The organism is Methylomonas defluvii (assembly GCF_033949435.1).
GTDB classification, from domain to species: domain Bacteria; phylum Pseudomonadota; class Gammaproteobacteria; order Methylococcales; family Methylomonadaceae; genus Methylomonas; species Methylomonas defluvii.
Window position 1 is genome coordinate 68,633 of record NZ_JAXARY010000011.1, and the last position, 24,459, is coordinate 93,091.

Consider the following 24,459-nt stretch of genomic DNA (forward strand, 5'->3'; position numbering starts at 1 on the left):
CGACGGATGGGACGCATATTTAGCATAGTAGCCGGCATCGCGGCGCTGATGGTGTTATTGGCCGGTGGTGGCGCCTATTGGTTTTCCGCGGCCCAGGTTAGCGAAACCCAGCAAACCAGTACCACGGCCATTGCCAGCGGCATGACAGTCAGCATTGTCAGCCAGATCGAGACCTTGCAGCGGGTCATCGACGGTCTGGCGCAGGCGCCCGATGTGGTGGCGGTACTCGCCAGCGATAGCCACAATCCAGCGGCTTTGGATAATGTCGCTGCCAGGCTACAGAATACGATTCCACAAGCGCTGCGTGTGCGCTTGTTGCCAGCGACGGTCAGCGAGCCGGATCTTAGCCAAGTGCCGAATATGGGCTTTGCCGATTTGGAAATGGTGCGCGCCACGCTGACCGCCAAGCAAAAGCCCTTCGTGCAAGGCGAGGGCGAGCATCGGCATTTGGCAATGACGGCTGCGGTCAGTCAAAACCAGCAAGTGATTGGCGTGATTTTGGTTAGTTTAAAGCCGGATTTATTGCAACAGCTGATTAGCAAGACTACTGTCGGCAACGGTTATGTGGAGATCAAGCAAGAGCAGGCGGTATTGGCTAGTGTCGGCATGCAGGAATTGAAGGCGGAGGAGCCGCAAGTGATGCCGCTGACTAACAGCCGGTGGTCGTTGGAGTTGTCGATAGGTGGCGGCACCAGTACCGATGACATCATTTTATTTTCCTGCATTATATTGATCCCCGCTTTGTTGGGTTGTTTGGCGTTTTTTATCGGTTATCGTAAATTGGCCGATTATCTGCATCACGATCAAAGCAGTATTTTAAAAGCCGCCAAGGACATGATGACCGGCAAGCAGGTTGGCCACTATCCGGTGCAACTCGATGAAATGCGGCCGATTATTTCGACTTTGGCGCAGTTTAAACGCATCCTGGAGCAAGAAAAAAGCCCGAGTAAAGTCCCTGACGAATTGGGCGAGTACGATTTTTTCGACGAGTCGTTCGACATTGATTTTATCGAAGAGTCGCCTAAAACCGCCGAGCACTATGCCAGTGTGCCGGTCAGCTTGGGGACGGCGCCTATCAGCGTGGCCGAGCAGGCGCCGCTTAGTGTCGCGGCTCCCGCCGAGAAATCGGCACCCGTGGCGATGCCAAACGTTGCGCCGACGGCAGGCGAGTCTTTTGCCGATATTTTCCGTACTTATGATATTCGCGGTATTGTCGGACGCGGTTTGACGCCGGAAACGGTGCACAAGATCGGCCGGGCTTTGGGTAGCGAGGCCAGGCAGTTAAATATCAAGACTATTGTGATGGGCAGGGACGGCCGGCTATCCAGTCCCGGCTTGGCGGATGCGCTGGCAAAAGGCATTACCGAAGCCGGTTGCGATGTATTAAACATTGGCTTGGTGCCGACGCCGTTGCTGTATTTTGTCACCCAGCACAGCGAAGGCCGCAGTGGTGTGATGATTACCGGTAGTCACAATCCGGCTGACTATAACGGCCTGAAACTGGTTTTGAACGGTGAAACTTTATCCGGCGACAAGATTCAACAATTAAAAAAACGTATCGAAGCCGGCGATTTTAGCGAAGGTACGCCGGGTTCCATAGAGCTGAATAACCTATTCAGCAACGAATATGTCGGCATGATTTCCGACGACGTGCATTTGGTTAGACCGATGAAAGTGGCTGTCGATTGCGGCAACGGTGCGGCCGGACAACTGGCACCGATTCTGTTGCGCACGATGGGTTGCGAAGTGATCGAGTTGTATTGCGAGATTGACGGCAATTTTCCCAATCATCATCCCGATCCCAGCAAGCCGGAAAATCTGGGCGATCTGATTAAGGCTGTGAAGCATTATGATGCTGATATAGGCGTCGCTTTTGATGGCGACGGCGACCGAATTGGCGTGGTCGATTCCGGCGGCAAAATTATTTGGCCAGATCGGCAAATGATGCTGTATGCCCGCGATGTCTTGGCCAATAAACCGGGAGCGGAGATCATTTACGACGTGAAATGCTCCCGGCATTTGCACGATCAAATCGTCAAACGCGGTGGTCGGCCGTTGATGTGGAAAAGTGGCCATTCGCTGATGAAAGCCAAACTCAAGGAAACCACGGCGGCGCTGGCCGGTGAGATGAGTGGACATATTTTCTTTAACGACCGTTGGTTTGGTTTCGACGACGCCTTATATGCGGCGGCGCGGCTGATTGAAATTCTGTCTGCTGATATGCGTAGCAGTAGCGACGTATTTGCCGAACTGCCGGATAGTATCAATACACCGGAGCTGCATGTGCCGATGGTAGAAGGCGAAGGCATCCGCTTCGTGGAACAGCTATTCAGCCAGGCCAAGTTTAAGGACGGCAAGATCATCAATATCGACGGCATGCGCGTCGAATTTGCCGACGGCTGGGGCCTGGTCAGAGCCTCTAATACCACACCGGTTCTAACCCTGCGTTTTGAAGCGGATAGCCAGGATGCGATGCAACGTATTCAAGCTCAATTCAGGCAGCTGATGCTGCAAATCAAACCCGATATCAAACTACCTTTTTAATTGTTAGTGATCATGAAAGAAAAAACCGCGCACCAGATTGCCCACGTTCTTATCGAAGCCTTGCCGTATATTCAAAAATTCAAGGGTAAAACCGTTGTGATTAAATTCGGTGGCAACGCGATGGTCGATGATGCGTTGAAACACAGCTTCGCCCGCGACATCGTGTTGATGAAGCTGGTAGGTATTAATCCTATCGTCGTGCATGGCGGCGGGCCGCAAATCGGCGACTTGTTAAAACGCCTGGGTAAAACCTCCGAGTTTATCGACGGTATGCGCGTAACCGACAGCGAAACCATGGATGTGGTGGAAATGGTGCTGGGCGGCCTGGTAAACAAAGAGATCGTGAATATGATCAATATGCAGGGCGGCAAGGCGGTAGGTCTGACCGGTAAGGACGGTAACTTCATCCATGCCCGTAAGATCAACATGACCAAGGCCGGCGCGACGCTGGATGATGCTCCGGAAATTATTGATCTGGGACATGTCGGCGAAGTCAGCAGTATCGATCCGGCGGTGGTGGAAATGTTGGGTAACAGCGATTTTATTCCGGTGATCGCGCCGATTGGTGTGGGTAAGGACGGACATTCCTACAATATCAATGCGGATTTGGTGGCCGGTAAGGTTGCCGAAGTGTTAAAAGCTGAAAAGCTGATGTTGTTAACCAACATACCCGGCATTATGGACAGACAGGGCAATTTGCTGACCGGTCTGACCTTGACCGATATTGATAATCTGATTGCCGATGGCACGATTTCCGGGGGGATGATTCCGAAAACCCGCTGCGGCACTGATGCGTTGAAGGGCGGTGTGACCAGTGTGCATATCATCGACGGGCGGGTCGAGCACGCGGTGTTGCTGGAGCTGTTCACCGATCAGGGTGTCGGTACCTTATTGTTGCGCCGCTAAGCTGGATTGAATGAATGGTGCAAAGGCTTGGCGAATACTTTGCGCCTTGGCGCCTGAACATAATTCGTTGCCCAGGCTGGATTGGCGGCAGCGAATATCCAGAAATATCTGCAAAGTGTTGTTACGCTCCAGTAGCGATACCGACAGGCTTAAATCGTCGTCTTTCTGCGGGGCCGCGCGCATGATCAGTTTCTCGCTTTCCACGTCTTGGCCGGTGGTGGAGTGAGTCGCGACAAACTCGCCGGCGACTTTCCAGGCTTTTTCGCATTGCCCGGCGTCCTGGCAAACAAACAGGCCTAACTCGTTGCTGGCGTTACTGGCCGCTAAACTATCGCCGTTGACCGGTTTTCCGTCGTTGTTGTTGGCTTGGGTGAGGAATTGAAAGCGGGCTATGTCGGCTTTGAATTCTTTTTCGCTGTTTTGTCTGTCTTGTTGGTGACGCAAAAGCTCTTGTTTGCCCGCTTCTATCTGTTGTTTGCTGGCGGCAATATCCGCCAGTAATTTCGGCGGTATCTTGCTGCCGCCGCGCTCAAGATTGGCGGCTTGTTGCTGTTGCTGCTGCAATTGCAGTTGAATGCGTTCGATATTACCTTCAATCACTTTTTGCCCGGCATCGAAGGAAGCCATTTTATTGATCAAGGCTTTATTCATATCATCAATGTTACGAAAAGTGCTCAGCAGGACTTTGTCGTTGGCGTTTTGCCTGGCAATGATCTTTTCCTGTTCCTTGCGTAGCGCATCCAGCCGCTTTTGCTGGGCTATTTGTTCGGCGGTTTTGGCTTTTTCAAGCACATCGAGCACGCGGGCTTTCTCGCTTAATGTTTCCCGTTTGTGCTTTACCTGATCCGGCGGTACTTGGTCGGAGAAATAGACGTTACCGTTTTCATCCACCCAACGATACATTTTTTTGGCATATGCCGGCTGACCCAATGCACATAGCAAAGCTAGAGCGACAAATGAGGTTCGTTTGAAGGGGGCATGTCGCATGGCAATACTGGCTAGAGGCCTAGCCCAGTAGGCTGACCAATTGATGCAAGGGCGGCAAAATCATCATTTTTGCCAGTTGCAACAATACCAGCGCCACCAGCGGCGATAAATCTATCCCGCCCAGGTCGGGTAAAACCTTGCGACACACGTTCAGCAGCGGATCAGTCAAACTGTACAAAATCGATGAGGCTGAGCCGTAGCTGCCGGGGGCGAACCAACTGAGGATGGCGCCGGCAAAAATGGCGTAAACGAAAATATCGATCAGCATTTTCAGCAAGTCGGTAAACGACAATAACGTCAATGCCACAAAACTCACGGACAAGCCTTTAATAGCCAGTATCGAGAAGTTGGCTACTATTTGCAGCAACAAGGCCAATACCAGAGAAGAGCTATCGATGCGGCCGATAGACGGGATGAAACGGCGCATGATCCTTAGCGGCGGATGGGTGATTTTCACCAGAAATTGCGATACCGGGTTGTAAAAATCGGCCTGGGTCCACTGCAATAAGAAGCGCAATGCCACCGCTAAAATGTATAAAGAAAACAGGGTGTCTATCAGGAACACTATCGGGTCGGTCATGTAATTGCTGCCCATTAGTCGGCTCCTAGTTGTTTTGACATTTCAATGGAACGGTCATTGGCGGCATGCAAGGCTTTGGCAACCAGTTCGACAAAACCGTTTTGCATAAATGTCTCTATGGCTTGCTGAGTGGTGCCGCCCGGCGAGGTAACTCTGGCGCGCAATTGTGCGGGCGATTCGGCCGATTCCAAAGCAATTTTGGCGGCGCCCAGCGCGGTTTGTTGTATCAGCAGTCTGGCGGAACGTTCGTCCAGGCCCAATTCCAGGGCGGCTTTTTCCATCGCTTCCATCAGCAGGAAGAAATAGGCTGGTCCGCTGCCGGAGACGGCGGTTACCGCGTCAAGTTGGTTTTCGTCGTTGACCCACAGGGCCAAACCGACAGCGCGTAAAATATTTTCGGCCAGATCTTTTTGTTCGTCATCAACATTGGCGTTGGCGTGCAATGCGGTTGCACCGGTTTGCACCAGTGCCGGTGTGTTTGGCATGCAGCGCACGATAGCGGCCTCGCTACCTAGCCACTTAGACAGGCTTTGTTGGGAAATGCCGGCGGCAATCGATACGACCAGCACATTCTTTTGTTTCAGGCTGGGAGCGATTTGCAAAGCAACATCGCGCAATATTTGCGGTTTAACTGCCAGCACCACGACTTCGACTTCGTTAATGACTGTCTCGTTGTTGGCGGTAGTATTGACATGAAGTTGATCGGTGTGAGCCTGCAACGTGGCGGGCGCGGTATCCGACACCCAGATCTGCTGCGGTGAATGGCCGCTGGCAATCAAGCCGCTGATTAGACTGGTCGCCATATTACCGCCACCAATAAAACCGATTGTTTTTGTTTTCATAGCTTACTGATTAGTCTGTTGAATTGTTACGGAAACCGCTTTTCGCGATGCATTCTACATGACAATGGTGGCGTCGCAGAGAATCTCAAGTCGTTACGGATTTTTGCAAGCCGATATGCCGGGGGCGGATACCTAACAGTATCAGCGCCGAACTATAAATCAAGATTGCCGAGCCGATTGTTATCCCCAGGTGCAGGCCTCGTTGCGACGCGCTCCAATCGAGCCAAAGCGTCACGTCGACAAAATAATATAAAAACGCCGACATCACTGCGTTGGCCACCACAACCCGCATTATGAATATTAGCCATTGCTCGCAAGGCTGGTAAATTCGGGTTTTTAACAACGTCAACAAAAGAAGGAGCGCGTTTAGGTATGCAGACAAGGTAGTTGCCAGGGCGATGCCAAGATGAGCGAAGGGAAATGCCAGCAGCACACTCAATATGATATTCGCGACGATGGAATGCATACCAAAACGCATTGGCGTTTGTGTATCCTGGCGGGAAGTGAAGCCTGGAACCAATATCTTGATCAACATAAAGGCCAGTAAGCCTAGCGCATAAGCCATCAGGCTCTTGCCTGCCATCCGCACATCGTCGCTGCCGAATTCATTATATTGAAACAGCGTTGATAACAAGGGCTCAGCCAGCAGTGTTAAACCCAGGGTAGCAGGCAGGCCGATCAGTAACACCAGTTTCAAGCCCCAGTCCAACGCTTTGGAAAAGGCCAGGGCATCTTCAGCGGCATGGTTCTCGGACAATCTCGGCAAAATGACTGTCGCCAGCGCCACACCCAAAATTCCGAGCGGAAACTCCACCAGTCTATCGGAGTAGTAAAGCCAAGAAACGCTGCCCGAAGTTAAAAATGAGGCTACCAGAGTGCCGAACAGCAAATTGACTTGCACCACGGAGACCCCAAAAATGGCGGGGAGCATCTGCTTGAGCATACGTTGCACCGCTGGGTCTTGGTAGCCCCAGCGCGGCCTGGGCAGCAAGCCGAGCCTTATCAGTGCAGGGATTTGAAATAACAGTTGCACTACGCCGGCGCCAAATACGCCCCACGCTAAAGCCATAATCGGTTCGGCCATTAACGGCGAAATCCAGATTGCAGCGCCTATCATGCAAATATTCAGAAATACTGGAGTCAGTGCCGGAATGGCGAATTTGCCGCGTGCGTTCAAAATCGCACCGGCGAAGGCAACCAACGTAACGAAGAACAGATACGGGAAGGTGATGCGCAGCATCTGCACAGCCAGTTCGTACTGGCCGCCTTCCCACAGAAAGCCGGGTGCAAAAAGCAGGATCAGCAACGGCGCTGCAATGACGCCTGCCACTGTGAATAACATCAACAAGACAGCCAAGGTGCCGGCGGTGCGGTCGATAAACAGCTGGAATGCCTCGCGGCTACCTTTTTCGTTATAATCGGTCAGTGCCGGCACAAATGCCTGCGCGAACGCGCCTTCCGTGAATAAGCGGCGTAGAAAGTTCGGAATCCTGAAGGCCACGAAAAACGCATCGGTTGCCGCGTTAACGCCAAAAATGTTGGCAAATAGCATGTCTCTTACAAAACCCATGATCCGCGAAATCATGGTCATACTGCTAACGATTGCGGTGGATTTAAACAGCTGCTTGCTCACTGCAGGCCTCAGATTGAGTTTGGGAACACTAAAAATTTGACAATCATAGCATCCAAAATGATAATACGCGGTTCCAGATTAACTCAAAAGAACTGATAGACTATGGCTAATTCACCACAAGCTAGAAAAAGAGCGCGTCAGGCTGAGAAAAGCCGTATTCGCAATGCCGGACAGCGCAGCAACTTACGCACTTTCGTTAAAAAAGTGATCGCCGCTGTTAGAGCAGGCGATAAAGAGCAAGCTCAAGCCGCGTTTAAAACCGCTGTTCCTGTAATTGATTCGGCTGTTAACAAAGGCCTGATCCACAAAAATAAAGCCGCTCGCAGCAAAAGCAGACTTAACGACAGATTGCGCGCAATGGCTTGATCTCGACGCAAAGTCGATAGATCAGCAAGGCCTATGCAACAGATGTTGCTTGGGCCTTTTTTATGCGCGGCGGTTTTATCTCGCGCAGATACCAGATGCTCTGGTTCCTAATCTTTCCGATAATCAAAGGTTGTTAGCTTTCAAGCAACTTATTTGGAATAAGTTGCTTGCGGCGCGTGGACATGCTGCTAATCTGATAGCTTTCAGCTCATCAGCCTAAGGTACTGTCATGAATAACCAAGACCAAGCCAAACTGCGTTGGGGCATTCTCGGCGCGGCCCGCATCAACGAACGCTTATTGCCGGCAATAGTCGAAGCATCCAATGCCGAACTGATTGGTATCGCCAGCCGCCGTCCCGGGGCTGCGGCGCAAACGTTGGCTAAGTATGCCCCCTGCCACCCTGAGATACAGAGTTACGACAATTTAGATTCTCTGCTCAACGACGATGACGTACAAGCCATTTATTTGCCAATGGCCAATCATGAACACGCTGAATGGACTTTACGTGCCATCGAGCATCGCAAGCATGTGCTGTGCGAAAAACCGATGGCGCTGACAGTTGCCGATATCGATGCAATTGAAACCGCTGCTCGCCGTTACGGGGTGACCGTGATGGAAGGCTTTATGTATCGATTCCATCCGCAACATGCCCGAGTATTGGAGTTGATCGGTTCCGGACTGATAGGTGAAATTCGATCAGTACGTGCCAGCTATTCGTTCATGATGCGCCCGGCCCGGATGTATCGTTTAGCCGACGATGTTTCGCACGGCGGTGGCGCGATGTGGGATATCGGCTGCTATGCAATTCATTCGCTACGCATGTTTTTTCAGCAATCCCCTTGCCGGGTAACGGCGTTGTCTAAATACGTGGAAAGCGGCGCCGACATCGCCACTAGCGGCGTGCTGGATTTTGGCGAAGGCAAATTTGCGCATTTCGATTTCAGCTTTGAACGGGCTCGGCGCTGCGAATACGAAATCATCGGTACCCAAGGGGGTATCAAATGTCATGTGGTTTGGCAATTGCCCGGTGATGTGCCAGTGATTTCTTGGTGGACCGAGGACGGTCGCCAGTCCGAAGAGCGTTTGCCGGCTTCCAATCACTTCCGCCTGGAGATTGAGCATTTCAGCAATTGCGTGCTGAGCGGTAAGGGGCCGCAGTTGTCCCTAGCCGATGCCCGCGACAATTGCAGAACGATAGTGGCCGCATTGCAATCGGCGGCGGAAGGTCGGGTCGTCGAAATTTAATGGCAACAAGGCGAGGACGTCTGAGCGAGTGCTGTCAAACTCTGCAAAAAGGCCATGTCTTTGAGCCTCGTTCGCGTTTAATTCATATGAGTTTGCGGCCTCAGGAGCTTGTCGATGAACGAAATATTATCCAAAATTGTTCGGTGTGATGCCTTACGTATCGTTGCGATGTTAGCGACATTGAGTGTTCTTCAAGTGGGTTCTGCATGCGCCGTTGACGTGGTACAAGCCCGGAAAGATTTGCAGCAAATGGGTGTTGAATACACGGCACAGCAATTCGCGACCTCGGCTGGAGCCGGCGATATGGCGGCGGTGCGATTATTTCTGGATGCGGGAATGGATATCAACGCTGGCGATAGTGCCGCTTTGGGGTTGGCGGCCGGTAGAGGGCGGACGGAAATGGTGGAACTGCTATTGGCGAACGGCGCTAAGCCGACAGCAAATGCGCTGCAGTTTGCTAGAACACGAGGCCATTGGGAAATTGCAGATATGCTGGTGCGGGCGGGGGCCAAGGAATAGCCATCGCGTGCGCACAGATTGAGCGATTAGCGGGGATGCCAAGATTTTTCGACGAGAAAAGATGGGCGTGACTCCCTCGAGTTAGCTTAAGGGAGTCACGCGGAGACTTAACGCGCGAGTTTTTTCCGGCCGTTGATTCCCAAAATACCTAAGGCAGAGCCGAACAACCAAATCGCCGCTGGTACGGGCACTGCGGCAATATTGCTGGCGAACAGCTGGTTGTGGAATTCGATATTGCCGGCAAACGACTGAGCAACCAATTGGCCGTTCAATTGTCCGTAACCGCCGAATACGTTGGCCCAGGGCGCTAGAATCGAGCCCTGAGGGTTCTTGCTGCCCGCTAACGTTAACGACGTTGCGTCATAGAAATTGTAGATGACGTGTGTGGCGTCGATGCCGTTAAGATTGACTTGGCCGTTTTGAAATATCTGGCCGGTGCCGCTGACATTGATCAATACCGTGGAATTGCTTGGAGCGCTGATGTTGATCGTATTGCTCGCGGTCAGTTCGGCGCCGTCTATGTCAAACACGTTGAGTTCGCTATTGTTGCCGGTCAGATTCAGCGTACCGTAATTGTTGCCGACACTGCCGTTGGCGGTCAAAGCGTTCCAGGCGTTGGAGATATTTTGATATTGGGTTTGCGCACCGGAAAAATCCACCAATGTTTGCGCGAAGACGCCGCCATTGGCGGTAAAGCTGCTTAGCAGGGTGCCGCCTGCATAGATGCTGCCGTTCTGACCGTTGCCTACACCGCCGTTGTTGGCGGTAAGCGTGCCGTTGACGACCAAACGGGCTGCGTTGCCACTGATTTGCGAGGCCACCGAATAGTTGGCCAATGTAATATTGCCGCCGGCAGCCAAGTTGCCCTCTGTATCGGAATTTGAGCTGATGAAGTTGCCGAATACGAAAACATTGTAGTCGCTGGCCGGCCCTACCAAGGCTGCATGGGCTGGAGAGATGGCGGCAGCCAATAATAAACTAGTAGTTGCTATAGTGTGTGACAAACGCATTTTCCTTTAACCTTGAATAAGTATGATGGCGGGATGCCTTAAATTGATAATGTCTCGACAATATCCTTTCCCATGCGGAAATGTCTTAAGCAAAACCGACGGTTCAAATAAGAGCGTGATGACAAATACTTGACCACGCCGTTGGTCGACCGGAGAAGTTGGCTTTTACCGATTCGAGACCTATATTAAGTGACGAGCCGTTAATAGTCGGTTATCCCGGATTGCGGCGATAAACCATGCACTTCCGGCGTCCATTCTATCTGATTTGAATTTCGGGCGATACGGCCGTTGGTACAGGTGACTACCGGGTTAGCAAACTGCTAACCCGGCAGCTTATTCGAAGCCGTTTTTATTGGCTAAATGTCAATCCGTCATTTGCGACATCGATTTTGATCGAGTCCCCAGGGATGAAGCGTCCTGACAAAATCTCATTAGCCAGCGGATTTTCCAATTGCCGTTGTATCGCCCGTTTCAAAGGCCGTGCGCCGTAAACCGGATCGAAACCGGCTTCGCCGAGTAGATCCAGTGCGGTTTCGCTGACTTCCAGACCAATGTCTTTTTCCTGGAGACGACGGCGCAACAATTCGATCTGAATTTTACAGATGGCGCGGATTTGGCCCTGGCCGAGCGGATGGAAGACCACTGCTTCATCGACCCGATTGATGAATTCCGGTCGGAAATGCTGAGCTACAATCTCCATCACCGCATCTTTCATTTCGACATAGTTGTCTTCGCCCGCCAGTTCCTGGATCACGCTGGAGCCCAGGTTCGACGTCATTACCACCACCGTGTTTTTAAAGTCGACGGTGCGACCCTGTCCATCCGTCAAACGGCCGTCGTCAAGCACTTGCAGCAATACGTTAAACACATCGTTATGGGCTTTCTCGATTTCGTCAAGCAGGATGACCGAGTAGGGTTTCCGGCGCACGGCCTCAGTTAGATAGCCGCCTTCTTCATAACCGACATAGCCGGGAGGTGCGCCGATCAAACGGGCCACGGAATGTTTCTCCATGAACTCCGACATGTCGATGCGCACCATTGCTTCCTCGGTATCGAACATGAATTCGGCCAAAGCCTTGCAAAGCTCGGTCTTACCGACTCCTGTCGGCCCCAAGAATAGGAACGAGCCGTTGGGCCGGTTCGGGTCCGACAGGCCGGCGCGGGAGCGGCGGATCGCGTTGCTGACGGCTTTCAAGGCCTCGGTTTGGCCGATCACCCGTTTGCCCAGCTCTTCTTCCATGCGCAGCAATTTTTCGCGCTCACCTTCCATCATTTTCGAGACCGGAATGCCGGTCCATTTCGAAACCACTTCGGCGATTTCTTCTTCCGTGACCTTGCTGCGCAGCAGGGTGGTTTCCTGCATTTCTGCTTGCGAAGCCAAGTCCAGTTCTTTCTCCAGTTTGGGTATGTCGCCGTATTGCAGCTCGGACATCCGCGCGTAATCCTGGCTGCGGCGGGCCGCTTCCAGTTCCAGGCGGGCATGTTCCAGGCGTTCCTTGATCGTTGCAGTGCCTTGCAATGCCGCTTTCTCGGCTTTCCAGATTTCTTCCAAATCGGAATATTCTTTTTCCAAGTCGGCGATTTCCACTTGCAGGATTTCCAGGCGTTTTTTTGAGGCCGCGTCGCTTTCGTTTTTCATGGCCTCGCGTTCGATTTTCAATTGAATCAAACGCCTGTCAAGTTTATCCATCGATTCCGGTTTGGAGTCCATTTCCATCCGGATCCGGCTGGCGGCTTCGTCGATCAAGTCGATGGCTTTGTCCGGCAATTGCCGATCGGAAATGTAGCGGTGCGACAGCATGGCGGCGGCAACGATGGCCGGGTCGGTGATGTCGACGCTGTGGTGGATTTCGTAACGTTCTTTCAAGCCACGCAAGATGGCGATGGTGTCTTCGACGCTCGGTTCGTCGACCAGTACTTTTTGAAAACGGCGTTCCAATGCGGCGTCTTTTTCTATGTATTGCCGATATTCGTCCAGCGTTGTGGCGCCGACGCAATGCAGTTCGCCGCGAGCTAGAGCGGGTTTCAGCATATTGCCGGCGTCCATCGCGCCTTCGGCCTTGCCGGCGCCGACCATGGTGTGCAGCTCGTCGATGAACAGGATGATCTGGCCTTCCTGTTTGGCAACGTCATTAAGTACGGCTTTCAGACGCTCCTCAAACTCGCCGCGAAACTTGGCGCCGGCGATTAATGCCGCCATGTCTAGCGACAATAGTTGCTTACCTTTGATACCTTCCGGCACTTCGCCGTTAACGATACGTTGCGCCAGACCCTCGACAATGGCAGTTTTGCCGACGCCCGGCTCGCCGATCAGCACCGGGTTGTTTTTGGTGCGGCGTTGCAAGACCTGGATGGTGCGGCGGATTTCGTCGTCACGACCGATCACCGGGTCCAGCTTGCCTTGTTCGGCACGTTCGGTCAGGTTGATGGTGTATTTTTTCAAGGCCTGGCGTTGATCTTCGGCGTTGGCATCGTTGACGTTCTGGCCGCCGCGCATGTTTTCGATGGCTTTTTCCACGGCCGAAGCGGTGACGCCTGCTTGCTTGAGGATTTTTTGTAAGGAGCCGCTGGCTTCCAGGGCTGCCAGCAAAAATAATTCGCTGGAGATGAACGCATCTTTACGTTTCTGCGCCAGTTTGTCGGTCAGATTCAACATCCGCGACAATTCGTTGGAAATCTGCACATCGCCGCCGGCGCCGGAGACGCTGTCCAGACGATCAATTTCCTTGCTTAGCTCATTGCGCAAGGCGTTGACCTGGATGCCAACCTGCATCAGTAAAGGTTTGATACTGCCGCCTTCCTGATCGATCAACGCCAACATTACGTGCACCGGCTCGATGAACTGGTGGTCCTTGCCTAGGGCCATGCTTTGCGCGTCGCTGAGCGCCTGTTGAAATTTACTGGTTAATTTATCCATTCGCATGCTGCGTACCTCATTTGGGATATAAATTGTGTTGCCGCAGAGATGGGGCGCTACGTAACGCTTTTCAAGCGAGGGCTGGTGGATAATTCCACTATTTTTCGGGTGAAATTATTGCTACTGATTGGTGGCTTGAGATGGACATCGTTGGTAGCCTTGATAAATGATTCAAAGTACAATGCTCGCGCTCAGATAACAGATGTTGAGGGATTATGGCCTTTGCTAGTCAGCAGGTCCGGTTGTCAATATTGTCGGTCTGCGTAACCATTAGTTTTATTTTGTAGGAGTTTTAGAAATGGCAACAGGCACTGTAAAGTGGTTCAACAACACCAAAGGGTTTGGATTTATCGAGCCTTCCGAAGGCAAGGAAGATGTGTTTGTGCATCATTCCGTAATTAAGGGCGAAGGTTTTAAAACCTTGTCTCCAGGCCAGTCGGTTCAGTTCGATATCGAATCCGGTCCTAAAGGTTTGACTGCCGCGAACGTCCTGCCCAGATAAGCGTTAACGGTTACGGGTAAAAAGGCTCTTGCTTGCAAGGGCCTTTTTTATGCCTGTTACAAAATGGATTTTTCGGTCGAGGACAATATAACCAAGCTATAATGCAGCCATCCCTTCCAAACCGGCGTAACTGACTATGGCACGCGAATTTTCTTCTTTAAAACAAATGGATACCCCGGTCAAAGTGCTGTTTACCGGCTATTTGACTACCGTGGCGGTTGGCTATCTGATGGCTTTGATCCAAATTCTGTTTACTCATGGTATGGCTGACGGCAAGTTTGGTCTGTCGATAGACGACATTGTTTACAGTTATTACGGCAATCGTTCGGGAACCGTGCTGGAAACCAAGCTGAACGGGTCCATGAAGGAGAATGCATCCGAACAGGAACGGTTCGCCATTATCCAATGGGTACGCGATGGTGCCGACAAGGACGATTTTATCGACGATGGTATCGAAAAAATCATTCAGGAACGGTGTGTGATGTGTCACAACAAAGACGCACCGGTCCCGGATTTGAGCGATTTTAAAGTGTTGAAGGAATTGACCAAGGAAGACGAAGGCGCGACCTTCAGTTCGCTGACGCGGGTGTCACATATTCACTTGTTCGGCATCAGTTTTATTTTCATGTTTGTCGGCTTGATTTTCAGTTTTTCGGAAACCAGTACCATCAAGTACAAATGTATTGCGATCGGTATGCCCTATATGTTTTTGCTGGTGGATATTTTGTCGTGGTGGTTGACGAAGCTGAACCCGATGTTCGCCTGGCTGGTGATTGTGGCGGGCGGCGGTATGGCGGTGTCGTTTGCGTTTATGTGGACGGTGTCCGTCGCGGAAATGTGGTTGTTTGATAGGGTGTTTCTGGATGCTGACGGTCAGCCCAGAGTGCAGTGGAGCACAATAGTAGAAGCCAAGTTTAAGCAGGTTGGCGGAGAAGCCGCAGCCAAAAAATTAGGTGAAGTACTGAAACAAGCGGGTGTTTATGTCTGGTCGAAATTTCAGAATCAGGGGCTGCCGTTTTTGAAGGATTTGTACGTAAAAATAGCCAAGAAAGACAAGTAGTTAAGTAAATGTGATTGGGTAGGCAAAACACTGTCGAGAAGTTAAAGTTCCGCGCTTGGCAAGCCGATAACCGGAGCGGTATGATGCAAGCTCGATTTGCAGGAGGTGTACCATGATTAGCAATGTACTGAATAGCGCAACCAGTCTGATCAGTAATGCTCAGCAAAAAGCCAGTACCGCCGCGCAAACCATCGCGAATTTGCCGGTGCAAGCTCAAGAAGTCGGCGGCTCAAAAGATGTCGGTTCAGCTGATTTGTTCAAGCCGGTGTTGAGCTTGAAAGAAGCTGAGTTGGAAACCTCGGCTGGTGCCAAAATGATCAAGGTTCATGAAAAAACGCTCGGATCTCTTCTCGACGTGACGGCCTAATGGCTGACGCTGACATCATAGCCCAGCGCTTTGATGTCAGCGGCAAACGCATTCATTTCTTCAACGCTCATTCTTTCCAGTTCGTCCGCTTCCATTTGGAACGATTGCCTGGCCACGCTGTAAAGCATAATTTCTTGCAGTTTAATCTGGTCAAACTGTAATTCCTGCAAAAGCGCTAAATAGGCCTGCTTTTCCCCATCAGACCACGCTTGCCGATAATGCAACATGCAGGTTTGTAGTTTGGTTGGACAAAGTCTGGTGGCAATTTCTAGACGTTCCAATAACTTTTGCTGACTTTGACCTGTGCTGTTGATCAACTTGCGGCCCTGTTCGGTCGCGCTATCCAGCTTGAACCATAATTCGCCGTTGTGTCCGCTCAATTCCGCCAAGCCCGCTTGTACTGTCGATTGGTGTATCAAACTGCCATTGCTGATCAATACAAATTTGCTGGCTGGAAATACGCCGGATTCCGTGGCGATCTTGCCGATCAGATGCACGGCTTTATCAAAATCTATTAAGCTGGTCGGTTCGCCGTTGCCGGAAATGGCGATATCCTTGATAACGCGGTGATCGATTTCGACGTTAAATTGCTCAAAAAAATCGCCGTGTTGCACGTAATTTAAAAAGAAGCGCAGTTCCTGCTCCAGTAAGGCAAAATCCATTTCCGGCGCATTACCGCGCTGTAACTGCGGTACTTGGCAGTAAATACAGCGCCAGTTGCAGGCATTGTTCGGATTGAAATTGACACCTATCGATAAACCACCCGCACGGCGGGAGATGACCGGGTAGACATATTTCAGGCCAGCGACATTACGGTTGTGATTGGTGGTGGTGAGTATCGGTTTCACTTGAGATGCGCCGCGCAAACCGTAACGGGTTTGCGCGGCCATGAGTTAGATTCGGACTAGCACTTCGCCGCGTCCGGTTTCCGCCATATCGCCGCCGTAACGCTGCACGCGGTTAAACGCCGCACCACTGTCGGCAAAACGGGAATTGAAGGATTTGAACGATGCGAACAGTATGGGCAGGAAGGCCAGTGTGTGGGAGCCGCAGTCGTTAAAGGTCGCTGATAATTGCGGCTGATTCCATAGCAACAAAGTGCCGCGCCGCATCGCATAGCCCAGATAGCGGCCGGTGTTACCCATCACCGCGATAGTGCCTGCCAGCATCCGCGAGCCGCAATAATCGCCGGCATTGCCTTCGATCAAAATCTGGCCTCGGCGCATATGGTCGCCGGCACGCTGGCCGACATTACCTTTCACTAACACCGTACCGCCTTTCATGCCTTGTTTGTTACCGGGTAGGGCCCCGCCCAGAAAATCGCCGGCATCGCCTTCGATTTGAATCAAGCCGTTTTTCATTTCACATGCGGCATACAGGCCTGCGTCGCCACTGACGTTGATCGTGCCGGATTTCAGTTGCATACCCAGATAAGCGCCGGTATCGCCTTGTACGCTGATGCTGCCGCCGTCCAATTCCTTGCCAATGAAGTCCAGCTTGTTATTGCTATAGGCGATAATGATTTCTTGGGTGTTCATGCCGGTGATGTAGAACAACTCGTCGACCCGGCGGCGGCTTTTGCCATTCTGTAGTTCGATGGCGGCAATCGCATCGACGTCCAAACCTTGCAGCTTTTGACAAACCAGCGGCGACATGTCGATACGCTGGTCAGTTGGCTGTTTCAGGGTAAAGGTTAACGCGCTCATGCCATGATCTCCTGCAAATGAAAGTGGAACGGTCCCAATTTGCCGCCGTAGTTGCCGGCACTGATGCGCTTGATGCCGTTGGCCGCGCCCAGATCGCAAACCGCTTGGATACCGACGCGCATGGCCTTGTCGATGTCTTCCTTAGCCAAACCGTCGATGACGATTTCCATCACCGATTCGATTTCCGGCGATAAATCGGTTTTGGTCACACCTTTTAAAGTCGGGCAAAAAGCATCGTTTGTTGATGCGCCCAATGAGGCGTATTTTGAGCCAACCTTGGAGCCGGAGCGTACCACGCCGCCGGGGAAGGGCATAATCACATTCGGGATTTTTCGCATTTCCTCAATCGCCGCCTCGCAGGCCGCCAAAGCTTGTGGTTGCGATTCTGCCAACACCAGAAAGTTGCCGCCGCCGACCGCATCCACCATGCCTGTGGTAGCTTCTGTAAGAAACTCACCGTCCATTACCGGCACTCGCCAGTAGCGCTTGCCGCCGATCTTTTTTGCAATTTGAAAGCCATCGCCGAAGTAACGCAGGTTTTTACCCAACGGAATTGGCTTGCCGCCTTCGATGCCGGCAAATAGTGCCGAGGTTGGCGAGGTCAATACGCATTGGCCGGCGCGGGTTTCTAATTGTTTGGCCAGACCTTTGCCGCCCATCGCGTAAATCATGATGGCGACGCCGGGCCGTCCGTCGGGCGTTTCGTTCGGGCTCAACACTCGTTCGATGCCCGCCTCGCAGCCGCAAGCAATTACAGAGGTCGCGAAGCCGGTCATCGCTTGCGCGGAAATCATCGCCCATTTTTCGTTTTGCGCGGTGATGATGGCGCGCGTCGCCTTCATCGGAAAGGCTTCGGCGAAAGTTTTGTCTATGGTTACGCCATTAATGATCATGCTGCACCTCGCAACGGATGTGCCGTTAAACTGCCGCGTCCGTCTTCGCTAATTTCGTCGTCGCTGATTTTAAAGTTGCCGAGTTTCATGGTCAGGTATTTGTCGAAATAAGGTTTGAGGTCTTTTTCGATGGATAGATCGTAGTCCGGTTTGACGATATGGGTCGTGCCCCAGGTGACTTTCACCACCTCGCCGTCTTTAACGACCAGTTCGCCGTCCTTGAACACGTAATCGGGTTTGGTGAACATGGTCTGGCGGTCCGAGTTTTCAGTGTAAACGGTGATGTCGGCCCAGTTGCCTGCACTCAAGGCGCCACGATCTTTTAGGCCGATGATGCGGGCCGCGCCGGCGCGGGTCATGATGGCGATTTCGTTTAACGTGTATTCGCGCTCGATCGAGGCTAGCGTGGTCATTTTTTGCGCTTCCGGATGGATGGTCGCCAGCATGTCGTTCCGGAAGCTGCGGTCCATCAGCAGGCGGATCAGATGCGGATAGCTGGTGAACGGCGCGCCGTTGGGGTGGTCTGTGGTCAGGAAGATTCGCCAAGGATCTTCGACCAACAGGAATATTTCTAAACCGATGGCCCACTGTAAGGCATTGACGAAGTTTTGGTCCTTGTATTTAAACGGCACCACGCCGCAGCCGGCATCGCATTCGATGTCCATGCACACCCATTTATTGGGGCTGGCGAAGCGATGGTTGGCGTGTTGGCGCATGTTGTCGCCGGAGGCGGTCACGGTCTGGCCGAACAGAATCTGGCCTACATCAGCTGTAATGTTCTTGTTGTTGTTGATCGCCTCGGCAATTTGCGCGGCGCCGGAGGAGAATTTGAAATCGCCTTCTTTACCGTAGCTATGGAACTGAATATGCGTCAAGTGCATCGGCAGGCCGTCGATACCTTCGATGGTATTTAAGGTGGTTTCCAGATTGCCCGGTACGCCTAAATTGCAGCCATGCACATGCAAAGGATGAGTGATGCCGAGTTCTTGCACCGCTTTAGCTAAGGTTTGCAAGATTTGACGGGGCGTGACGTCGTAATGGCTGTTCTTTTCGTCCAAATCCAGTTTGCGCTGGTTGAATTTGAACGCATTGATGCCGCCGGCGTTGACCACCTTAATGCCGATGCCTTTGGCGGCGTTCAGCGTCCAGGCCACGTAATCATTGATGGCTTTTTGATCTTTGTTGGCGGTCATCATGCGCAGCAAAAAGTCATCGCTACCCAGCATGACATAGCCGCCTTTATCCACTATCGGTGTGTCGCCCATTTCCATATGTGCTTGGCGAGCGTTGATCGGCAAAACCGCCGGTTCGAAGCAGGCTGTGTAGCCCATTTCCGCATAGCGGTAGCCTGCTACGTAAGTGCTGGGCATCGCGTGACCGTTACCGGAGCGGGTAATCGGCGTGCGGTGCACCGGGTCCTGGCGATGGTCTTCCGGCAATAGGGTGCGGGCGATATTGCCTTTGCCGCCGCCGATGTGGGTGTGCATGTCGATGGCACCCGACATGACCACTTTGCCGCGCAAATCGTATTCTTTGTCAACCGGTCTGCCGTCTTTAGGCGCATCGATAATGCGGCCGTCCTGCACGTAAATGTCTTGCTGTTGTCCGTCGATGCCGCTGGCCGGATCGTAAACGGTTCCACCTGTAAGTTTTATCAACATGTGTTTGATCCTAAAGTGCTTGTTCGATAGCGGACAGGACTTCGGCGGTACTGGGCAGGCCGGAGTCGCGCAATTTTTTCAGGCGGATCGCCACCACATTATCCAGGCGGTAAGCATGGCCGGAGTGGTCGATGCCGGGCGTGCCCACGGGAATAAACACATCCGGTTCTTTCTCAAACTTCATGCCGGAGCGAGCGATGACGATGGTCGGTAAGTGGGTTTTTGGGGGCAGTGCACTGCTGTTAAAGGCCTGAACCCACAGCAAGGCATCGGCTTCGCCGTTATTTAGTAGTGTTTGGCCGTCGTACAGATAAGGATCGTACTCGGGGTAGCCACGGGCAAAGTTGACGCGCGCGGGGTAGCCGGTGGTCCAGCCGCAGACTTGGTTGGCGGTTTGGTCGCCTTCCTTGCCGCCCAGCGGAAAGCCGGAGCAGCGGGTGCCGGCTTGGTTAAAGTCTTTAACGATATTGCACAGCGTTTGCACGGTTAGCTCAGCTTGATCGAATGCCAATGCCGCCGCACCCCATAGAATGACGCCATACTGTGCGGCCTTCAGTTTGTCGGCGATAAGCTGTAGCTCGCTAATGGCGATGCCGGCGACACTTTGTGCGTGTAGCAAGTGGCCTTTAACCAGGGCCGACAATGCGGCAGCCACATCCGGTAAGTCGGCGTCGGCACAAGGTAGTACGCGGGCTTTTTGGCCGGTAGGAGAGGTTGAGGCGTTTCCGGAGGGGGCTTTGCCCAGATAAATAATTTCCCGGTTTGCCGTGTTGTCGAGGAACATGGCTTCCTCATTCCACAAATACTTCTCGAAAAAGCGTGGTGCAAAAGCTTCTAGGTCGGTGCCGACTATCAGCAATAAATCGCAGCGGTTTTTCAGTTCGGCTAATGTGGTATTCATCCAGCCGGAGTCTTGCAAAGCCAGTAAATTGCGGCGTGCGTTATTAAAATTGAGGTTATCGACCACTGCGCCGCTTTTGTCGGCTAAAGCCAGCAATGCGCGCATGCCGCTCACGTCGGTGGCGCAGCCGCCGATCACAGGTTGATGGGTGTTTCGTAGCAATTCCGCAGCTTTAGTGGTCGCCGCTTCCAAACTCGCTGCCTGCCCGGCAATGCGCGGCACGGTGTCCGCTATGGCTTGTTCGAATGCCGGTGTATTAACCGAGCAACCGTTTGCGGTCACTTTCAAGGTTGTGCCGTCCACCTGTATGCTCAGGTCGTCGGTACCCATGCCGCAAAAAGGGCTGGGTACCTCGGTTATTTCAGTCATGGAAAGTCCTCAATCTTTTTTAATATATTTGAATCGTGGATCGTCGGGCGTGCCTTCCAGGATGCCGGCGGAAGTTTCTGCCGCATCCCACATCAACACGTCCTCAATTTTTTGGGCTAACAGAAAATCTTTATCGGTGATGCCTTTTGCCGAATGCGTGACCAACTTGACGATCACGAATGCATAGGAAACAGTTAAATCCGGGTGGTGCCAGGCTTTTTCCGCCAAGTGGCCGACGGTGTTGACCACCATTAAAGTCGCTTTCCAGCCGCTGGTCTTGATTTTGCGGCGGATCCAGCCGTTTTCGTAATACCAGTGCGGCAGTTCCTGTGCTAAACGTTCGGCGATTTCGGTCTCGCTATAGACCTTGGCAGTATCGTGCGACATCGATTATCCCCCCCGGATTGAAGTGACTCGGCATTCTATCGCACAGTTTAGTCGGTGTCTTTACGGTGTACAGGTGTTTGGCTGGATTTCAGTGTCAATTGTCGGCAACTGGAGGGGGCTTTTTTTTAACTGGCTTGCTTAGGTGGGTTGAGGGAATGCCTCAGCGCAGAGGCATTCTTTTCGGCATGCGTTTGCTATTTAACCACTCTTAACTGCGGTTTTTGCGGAGGTTTGGGTTCTGTCGGTGTCGGCGGGGTTTCGTCCTCATTCTCTTCCGGGTCGAAAATCATACCTTTGCCATTTTCCTTGGCATAGATGGCCAACACCGCTTTGCACGGCGCGATAATCCGCATGGGTTTGCCGGCAAACCGAGCGTTGAATTGGATTTCTTCATTGCCGAGCACCAAACCTTGAATGGCTTCCGGGCGCATATTCAATACGATTCGGCCATCTTCCACGAAGTCGCCCGGCAGCGTTACGCCGGGGTAGTCGGCGTTGACCAAAAGATGGGGGGTCAGGCTGTTGTCGACGATCCATTCGTAGATGGAGCGAATCAGATAGGGTTTAAGTGGGGTCATTTGCTTGGGGCTTGCATCATGTCTTTTTCTTCGCGGCTCAGGCTTTCTTGAAAAGCCCGTCTGGAGAAAAGTCGGTTGGCGTAGGCGGTGATGCCTTTGCCTAGGCCGGCAATATCAATGCCGATGCTGGGAAGTCGCCACAAGAATGGCGCCATCGCACAATCAATCAGAGAGTACTCGTCGCTCATAAAATACGGTGTCGCTTCAAATACCGGCGCGGCAGCCAGTAAGCTTTCCCGGAGTTGTTTTTTAGCCTTCGCGGCTTTTTTGTCACCGTTGACCAGAACGTCATCCAGCAGCGGATACCACTCCTGATCGATGCGTTTGATCAGCATCCGGGCGTTGGCGCGGGAGACCGGGTCCATTTGGTGCAAGGCGGGGTGGGGGAAGCGTTCATCCAGATATTCCATGATGATGCGGGCGTCGTACAGCACTAAGTCGCGTTCCACGAAAGTCGGGGCATTACCGTTGGGGTTCAGTTCCAGCAGATCTTCCGGCGGGTCATTCGGGTCGAAAAACTCAACTTCCGCTGGCACGCCTTTTTCGTATACAACTAGCCTGGCGCAGTGGCTCATTATGCAGGCTGGTGATGAAAAAAGAGTCATTGCGGATTTTCGGCTGGTGATGTTTGCCACGAAGTGAACCTCTTTGAGTAACAGGATTTAAACCGGGGCAGATTGTAGCATGGATGTTGGGGCTTTTGGGGGCGATGCCGGACGCATTCTGCCCTTGAAAATAACGGGCTGCACCCGGCTATTTTAAACGGCTTGCCGCACTATTCAGCCCAGTTTGACGATGATGTCTTCCAGTACATTCGCGGTGGCATGAACCTTGTCGGCGGCATTGGACAAATGCCGGTAAAGTTCGCGTTGCTTAAACATATTCAAGTAGTCATCGCCTTGGAATAAATCGGCGATGGCCTTGCGGTACATCTTCTCGATGCGGCGCTCCGAGTGGCGGGCGGCAAAAGCGTGCTGCTCGGCCTCGGCAGGGTCTTTGCCTAATACGGCGAAGCCGCGCTCCAGTGCTTTGATCCCCACTTGCAACTCAATGACCATCGCTTGCGAATGGCTGTCGGGGTTCAGTTCCAGGGCTTCCATCTCGTTATACGTGCTTTTGCAATAGGTAACGATGCTGTCCATAGAGGCGATGGCGCGATAAATGTCTTCGCGATCAATCGGTGTGGCAAACGAGCTGTTAAGTTCGTGCAGATTGTGCATGCGGATTCGGTCGGCTTCGTGTTCGTCTTCTTTCAACATCTTGCCGGCTTCGACTGATTCGCTGGCCATGAAACGGACCAGATTATCGACGGTGACGCAGACCTGCTGGCACTGTTGGTGCAGCAATAGATAGAAGTCGGCGGTTTTCGGGAATATTCTCTGAAACAGCCGGGAGGCCAGTGAAAGCTTGGGAGATGACATGAAGATTACAGCGGCTATTTGAGAAAGTAGTCGAATATCAGAAAACTGATGCAGGCGATCATGGCCGCGCCGGGGATGGTGATCAGCCAGGTTCGCAAAATTTCCAAGGCTTTTCCCCAGCGTACCGCTCTGGGGCGATCAGATGCACCAATACCCATGATGGCCGATGCTACAACATGCGTTGTGGACACCGGGGCGCCGAGTAGTGAGCTGCCGAAAATAGTCAGGCATGCGCTCAGTTGTGCGTTTAGCGCGTGGATTGGGCGGATTTTATAGATGGCAAAACCCAAGGTCCGCACGATACGCCAGCCGCCGGTCAATACGCCTGCTGTCATTGCGCTGGCGCAAAACAGCATGACCCAGCCGGGCACTTTAAAGCTGTCGATTTCGCCGCTGAGTAACAAAATCAAGGTCAACACGCCCATGCTTTTTTGCGCGTCGTTGGCGCCGTGCGAAAAGGCCAGCGCCGCGGCGGTCAGCCATTGGGCGTTACGCAGCTGCCGATTAATGCTTGGCGATGCGGACCGCAATAAGAACATCGTCAGTCGCTGAATGATAAAGCCCACCAGAAAGCCCAGGACGGGCGAGAGCAATAAAGCCAGTAGAATTTTACTGAAGCCATGTATGCGGCCTTCACTTAAAGCGTTGAATCCCCAATCTATGGGTTTGCTGCCTATGCCGATTAGCGTGGCGCCGATCAAGCCGCCCATCAGCGCGTGAGACGACGACGATGGTAAGCCGCGCCACCAAGTAACCAAATTCCAGAATACTGCGGCGAAAAGTCCGGAGACTACGATTAACAGCGCATCCGCTTTGGGAATGGAGGATAGATCCAGCAGGGTGCCGACTGTGTTGGCGACGGCGGTTCCGCCTAGCAGCGGCCCCAGGAATTCGAAGATTGCCACCACCAAAACCGCCTGCACCGGCGTCATCGCGCGGGAGGCGATGACGCTGGCAATGATATTGGAGGCATCATGAAAACCGTTGGTGTAATCGAATACCAGCACAATGATGATCGCAACACCGATAAACGAAACCAATGCCTCCAAAATAGTGACGGCTTA

24 protein-coding genes are annotated in these 24,459 nt (G+C 52.5%); 8 read left to right on the plus strand and 16 right to left on the minus strand.

Annotated elements, in window-relative coordinates; translation table 11 throughout:
- Nucleotides 1-6 precede the first annotated feature (6 nt).
- On the plus strand, nucleotides 7-2,544 hold the full coding sequence (locus tag QLH52_RS13020; protein ID WP_319961882.1) for a phosphomannomutase/phosphoglucomutase: 2,538 nt from the start codon (nucleotides 7-9) through the stop codon (nucleotides 2,542-2,544).
- Between the two features lie 12 nt (nucleotides 2,545-2,556).
- Nucleotides 2,557-3,450: an acetylglutamate kinase gene (argB, locus tag QLH52_RS13025; RefSeq protein WP_033159176.1), complete on the plus strand. Its 894-nt coding sequence runs from the start codon at nucleotides 2,557-2,559 to the stop codon at nucleotides 3,448-3,450.
- Here argB and QLH52_RS13030 read toward each other — a convergent pair.
- From QLH52_RS13030 to murJ, 4 genes are all read right to left on the minus strand, one after another.
- Nucleotides 3,433-4,437 (minus strand): DUF4124 domain-containing protein, encoded by a 1,005-nt coding sequence (locus QLH52_RS13030; protein ID WP_319961883.1) that lies wholly within the window; start codon nucleotides 4,435-4,437, stop codon nucleotides 3,433-3,435. The two genes, argB and QLH52_RS13030, sit on opposite strands and share 18 nt — an antisense overlap.
- A gap of 19 nt (nucleotides 4,438-4,456) precedes the next feature.
- A complete protein-coding gene (locus QLH52_RS13035; RefSeq protein ID WP_033159143.1) occupies nucleotides 4,457-5,032 on the minus strand; it encodes a YggT family protein in 576 nt (191 codons plus the stop codon).
- The gene (gene proC / locus QLH52_RS13040; RefSeq protein ID WP_033159144.1) at nucleotides 5,032-5,859 is read right to left on the minus strand and encodes a pyrroline-5-carboxylate reductase; all 828 of its coding nucleotides are present in this window, start codon (nucleotides 5,857-5,859) and stop codon (nucleotides 5,032-5,034) included. Before proC ends, QLH52_RS13035 begins: the two co-directional genes overlap by 1 nt.
- A gap of 85 nt (nucleotides 5,860-5,944) precedes the next feature.
- Entirely contained in the window at nucleotides 5,945-7,492 is a 1,548-nt protein-coding gene (gene murJ / locus QLH52_RS13045) for a murein biosynthesis integral membrane protein MurJ (protein ID WP_101054226.1), read from the minus strand.
- A 102-nt stretch (nucleotides 7,493-7,594) separates the two neighbouring features.
- On the opposite strand from murJ, the gene rpsT reads away from it, so the two are divergent.
- The 3 genes from rpsT (at nucleotide 7,595) to QLH52_RS13060 (ending at nucleotide 9,623) form a co-directional block, all read left to right on the plus strand.
- Nucleotides 7,595-7,858 (plus strand): 30S ribosomal protein S20, encoded by a 264-nt coding sequence (gene rpsT, locus QLH52_RS13050; protein WP_020483383.1) that lies wholly within the window; start codon nucleotides 7,595-7,597, stop codon nucleotides 7,856-7,858.
- Between the two features lie 229 nt (nucleotides 7,859-8,087).
- The gene (locus tag QLH52_RS13055) at nucleotides 8,088-9,104 is read left to right on the plus strand and encodes a Gfo/Idh/MocA family protein (RefSeq protein ID WP_101054224.1); all 1,017 of its coding nucleotides are present in this window, start codon (nucleotides 8,088-8,090) and stop codon (nucleotides 9,102-9,104) included.
- A gap of 114 nt (nucleotides 9,105-9,218) precedes the next feature.
- Entirely contained in the window at nucleotides 9,219-9,623 is a 405-nt protein-coding gene (locus QLH52_RS13060) for an ankyrin repeat domain-containing protein (protein WP_319961884.1), read from the plus strand.
- Between the two features lie 107 nt (nucleotides 9,624-9,730).
- Here QLH52_RS13060 and QLH52_RS13065 read toward each other — a convergent pair whose 3' ends face one another.
- Nucleotides 9,731-10,627, minus strand: coding sequence for a choice-of-anchor A family protein (locus tag QLH52_RS13065; RefSeq protein WP_165786370.1), 897 nt, complete (start codon nucleotides 10,625-10,627; stop codon nucleotides 9,731-9,733).
- Nucleotides 10,628-10,982: 355 nt separating this feature from the next.
- Complete coding sequence (clpB, locus tag QLH52_RS13070) at nucleotides 10,983-13,556, minus strand: ATP-dependent chaperone ClpB (RefSeq protein ID WP_319961886.1); 2,574 nt, start codon at nucleotides 13,554-13,556, stop codon at nucleotides 10,983-10,985.
- A 292-nt stretch (nucleotides 13,557-13,848) separates the two neighbouring features.
- Here clpB and QLH52_RS13075 point away from each other — a divergent pair, with 292 nt between their 5' ends.
- From QLH52_RS13075 to QLH52_RS13085, 3 genes are all read left to right on the plus strand, one after another.
- Nucleotides 13,849-14,052, plus strand: coding sequence for a cold-shock protein (locus QLH52_RS13075; RefSeq protein ID WP_020483379.1), 204 nt, complete (start codon nucleotides 13,849-13,851; stop codon nucleotides 14,050-14,052).
- 136 nt (nucleotides 14,053-14,188) lie between these two features.
- Nucleotides 14,189-15,112, plus strand: a complete 924-nt coding sequence (locus QLH52_RS13080) for a hypothetical protein (protein ID WP_101054218.1) — start codon at nucleotides 14,189-14,191, stop codon at nucleotides 15,110-15,112.
- A gap of 112 nt (nucleotides 15,113-15,224) precedes the next feature.
- Nucleotides 15,225-15,479 carry a hypothetical protein gene (locus tag QLH52_RS13085; RefSeq protein ID WP_101054215.1) on the plus strand — a complete coding sequence of 85 codons (255 nt, stop codon included), beginning with the start codon at nucleotides 15,225-15,227 and terminating at the stop codon, nucleotides 15,477-15,479.
- On the opposite strand, the gene QLH52_RS13090 is transcribed toward QLH52_RS13085, so the two are convergent.
- From QLH52_RS13090 to QLH52_RS13135, 10 genes are all read right to left on the minus strand, one after another.
- Nucleotides 15,476-16,369: a radical SAM protein gene (locus tag QLH52_RS13090; protein ID WP_319961887.1), complete on the minus strand. Its 894-nt coding sequence runs from the start codon at nucleotides 16,367-16,369 to the stop codon at nucleotides 15,476-15,478. The genes QLH52_RS13085 and QLH52_RS13090 overlap by 4 nt on opposite strands.
- Nucleotides 16,370-16,372: 3 nt before the next feature.
- Nucleotides 16,373-17,185 (minus strand): formylmethanofuran dehydrogenase subunit C, encoded by an 813-nt coding sequence (locus tag QLH52_RS13095; RefSeq protein ID WP_033159151.1) that lies wholly within the window; start codon nucleotides 17,183-17,185, stop codon nucleotides 16,373-16,375.
- Nucleotides 17,182-18,078, minus strand: coding sequence for a formylmethanofuran--tetrahydromethanopterin N-formyltransferase (fhcD, locus tag QLH52_RS13100; protein WP_319961888.1), 897 nt, complete (start codon nucleotides 18,076-18,078; stop codon nucleotides 17,182-17,184). Before fhcD ends, QLH52_RS13095 begins: the two co-directional genes overlap by 4 nt.
- Entirely contained in the window at nucleotides 18,075-19,739 is a 1,665-nt protein-coding gene (locus QLH52_RS13105; RefSeq protein ID WP_319961889.1) for a formylmethanofuran dehydrogenase subunit A, read from the minus strand. The genes fhcD and QLH52_RS13105 overlap by 4 nt, the downstream gene beginning before the upstream one ends.
- 10 nt (nucleotides 19,740-19,749) lie before the next feature.
- Entirely contained in the window at nucleotides 19,750-21,009 is a 1,260-nt protein-coding gene (locus QLH52_RS13110; RefSeq protein ID WP_319961890.1) for a formylmethanofuran dehydrogenase subunit B, read from the minus strand.
- Between the two features lie 9 nt (nucleotides 21,010-21,018).
- A complete protein-coding gene (locus QLH52_RS13115; protein ID WP_205451347.1) occupies nucleotides 21,019-21,396 on the minus strand; it encodes a 4a-hydroxytetrahydrobiopterin dehydratase in 378 nt (125 codons plus the stop codon).
- Nucleotides 21,397-21,590: 194 nt separating this feature from the next.
- On the minus strand, nucleotides 21,591-21,974 hold the full coding sequence (locus tag QLH52_RS13120) for a ClpXP protease specificity-enhancing factor (protein ID WP_033159156.1): 384 nt from the start codon (nucleotides 21,972-21,974) through the stop codon (nucleotides 21,591-21,593).
- Nucleotides 21,971-22,579, minus strand: coding sequence for a glutathione S-transferase N-terminal domain-containing protein (locus tag QLH52_RS13125; protein WP_211555157.1), 609 nt, complete (start codon nucleotides 22,577-22,579; stop codon nucleotides 21,971-21,973). Before QLH52_RS13125 ends, QLH52_RS13120 begins: the two co-directional genes overlap by 4 nt.
- A gap of 174 nt (nucleotides 22,580-22,753) precedes the next feature.
- On the minus strand, nucleotides 22,754-23,395 hold the full coding sequence (locus QLH52_RS13130) for a DUF47 domain-containing protein (RefSeq protein WP_319961891.1): 642 nt from the start codon (nucleotides 23,393-23,395) through the stop codon (nucleotides 22,754-22,756).
- Nucleotides 23,396-23,409: 14 nt separating this feature from the next.
- Nucleotides 23,410-24,444: an inorganic phosphate transporter gene (locus QLH52_RS13135; RefSeq protein ID WP_319961892.1), complete on the minus strand. Its 1,035-nt coding sequence runs from the start codon at nucleotides 24,442-24,444 to the stop codon at nucleotides 23,410-23,412.
- Nucleotides 24,445-24,459: the final 15 nt, after the last annotated feature.

Bases quoted from the DNA above. Each gene is read 5' to 3' on its own strand.
- QLH52_RS13035 (WP_033159143.1), bottom strand. From the start codon at position 5,032: ATGGGCAGCAATTACATGACCGACCCGATAGTGTTCCTGATAGACACC.
- QLH52_RS13130 (WP_319961891.1), bottom strand. From the start codon at position 23,395: ATGTCATCTCCCAAGCTTTCACTGGCCTCCCGGCTGTTTCAGAGAATA.
- QLH52_RS13060 (WP_319961884.1), top strand. From the start codon at position 9,219: ATGAACGAAATATTATCCAAAATTGTTCGGTGTGATGCCTTACGTATC.
- rpsT (WP_020483383.1), top strand. From the start codon at position 7,595: ATGGCTAATTCACCACAAGCTAGAAAAAGAGCGCGTCAGGCTGAGAAA.
- QLH52_RS13085 (WP_101054215.1), top strand. From the start codon at position 15,225: ATGATTAGCAATGTACTGAATAGCGCAACCAGTCTGATCAGTAATGCT.
- QLH52_RS13115 (WP_205451347.1), bottom strand. From the start codon at position 21,396: ATGTCGCACGATACTGCCAAGGTCTATAGCGAGACCGAAATCGCCGAA.
- proC (WP_033159144.1), bottom strand. From the start codon at position 5,859: ATGAAAACAAAAACAATCGGTTTTATTGGTGGCGGTAATATGGCGACC.
- QLH52_RS13080 (WP_101054218.1), top strand. From the start codon at position 14,189: ATGGCACGCGAATTTTCTTCTTTAAAACAAATGGATACCCCGGTCAAA.
- QLH52_RS13055 (WP_101054224.1), top strand. From the start codon at position 8,088: ATGAATAACCAAGACCAAGCCAAACTGCGTTGGGGCATTCTCGGCGCG.
- argB (WP_033159176.1), top strand. From the start codon at position 2,557: ATGAAAGAAAAAACCGCGCACCAGATTGCCCACGTTCTTATCGAAGCC.
- QLH52_RS13110 (WP_319961890.1), bottom strand. From the start codon at position 21,009: ATGACTGAAATAACCGAGGTACCCAGCCCTTTTTGCGGCATGGGTACC.
- QLH52_RS13075 (WP_020483379.1), top strand. From the start codon at position 13,849: ATGGCAACAGGCACTGTAAAGTGGTTCAACAACACCAAAGGGTTTGGA.
- QLH52_RS13020 (WP_319961882.1), top strand. From the start codon at position 7: ATGGGACGCATATTTAGCATAGTAGCCGGCATCGCGGCGCTGATGGTG.
- QLH52_RS13120 (WP_033159156.1), bottom strand. From the start codon at position 21,974: ATGACCCCACTTAAACCCTATCTGATTCGCTCCATCTACGAATGGATC.
- QLH52_RS13125 (WP_211555157.1), bottom strand. From the start codon at position 22,579: ATGACTCTTTTTTCATCACCAGCCTGCATAATGAGCCACTGCGCCAGG.
- fhcD (WP_319961888.1), bottom strand. From the start codon at position 18,078: ATGATCATTAATGGCGTAACCATAGACAAAACTTTCGCCGAAGCCTTT.
- clpB (WP_319961886.1), bottom strand. From the start codon at position 13,556: ATGCGAATGGATAAATTAACCAGTAAATTTCAACAGGCGCTCAGCGAC.
- QLH52_RS13030 (WP_319961883.1), bottom strand. From the start codon at position 4,437: ATGCGACATGCCCCCTTCAAACGAACCTCATTTGTCGCTCTAGCTTTG.
- QLH52_RS13105 (WP_319961889.1), bottom strand. From the start codon at position 19,739: ATGTTGATAAAACTTACAGGTGGAACCGTTTACGATCCGGCCAGCGGC.
- QLH52_RS13090 (WP_319961887.1), bottom strand. From the start codon at position 16,369: ATGGCCGCGCAAACCCGTTACGGTTTGCGCGGCGCATCTCAAGTGAAA.
- QLH52_RS13095 (WP_033159151.1), bottom strand. From the start codon at position 17,185: ATGAGCGCGTTAACCTTTACCCTGAAACAGCCAACTGACCAGCGTATC.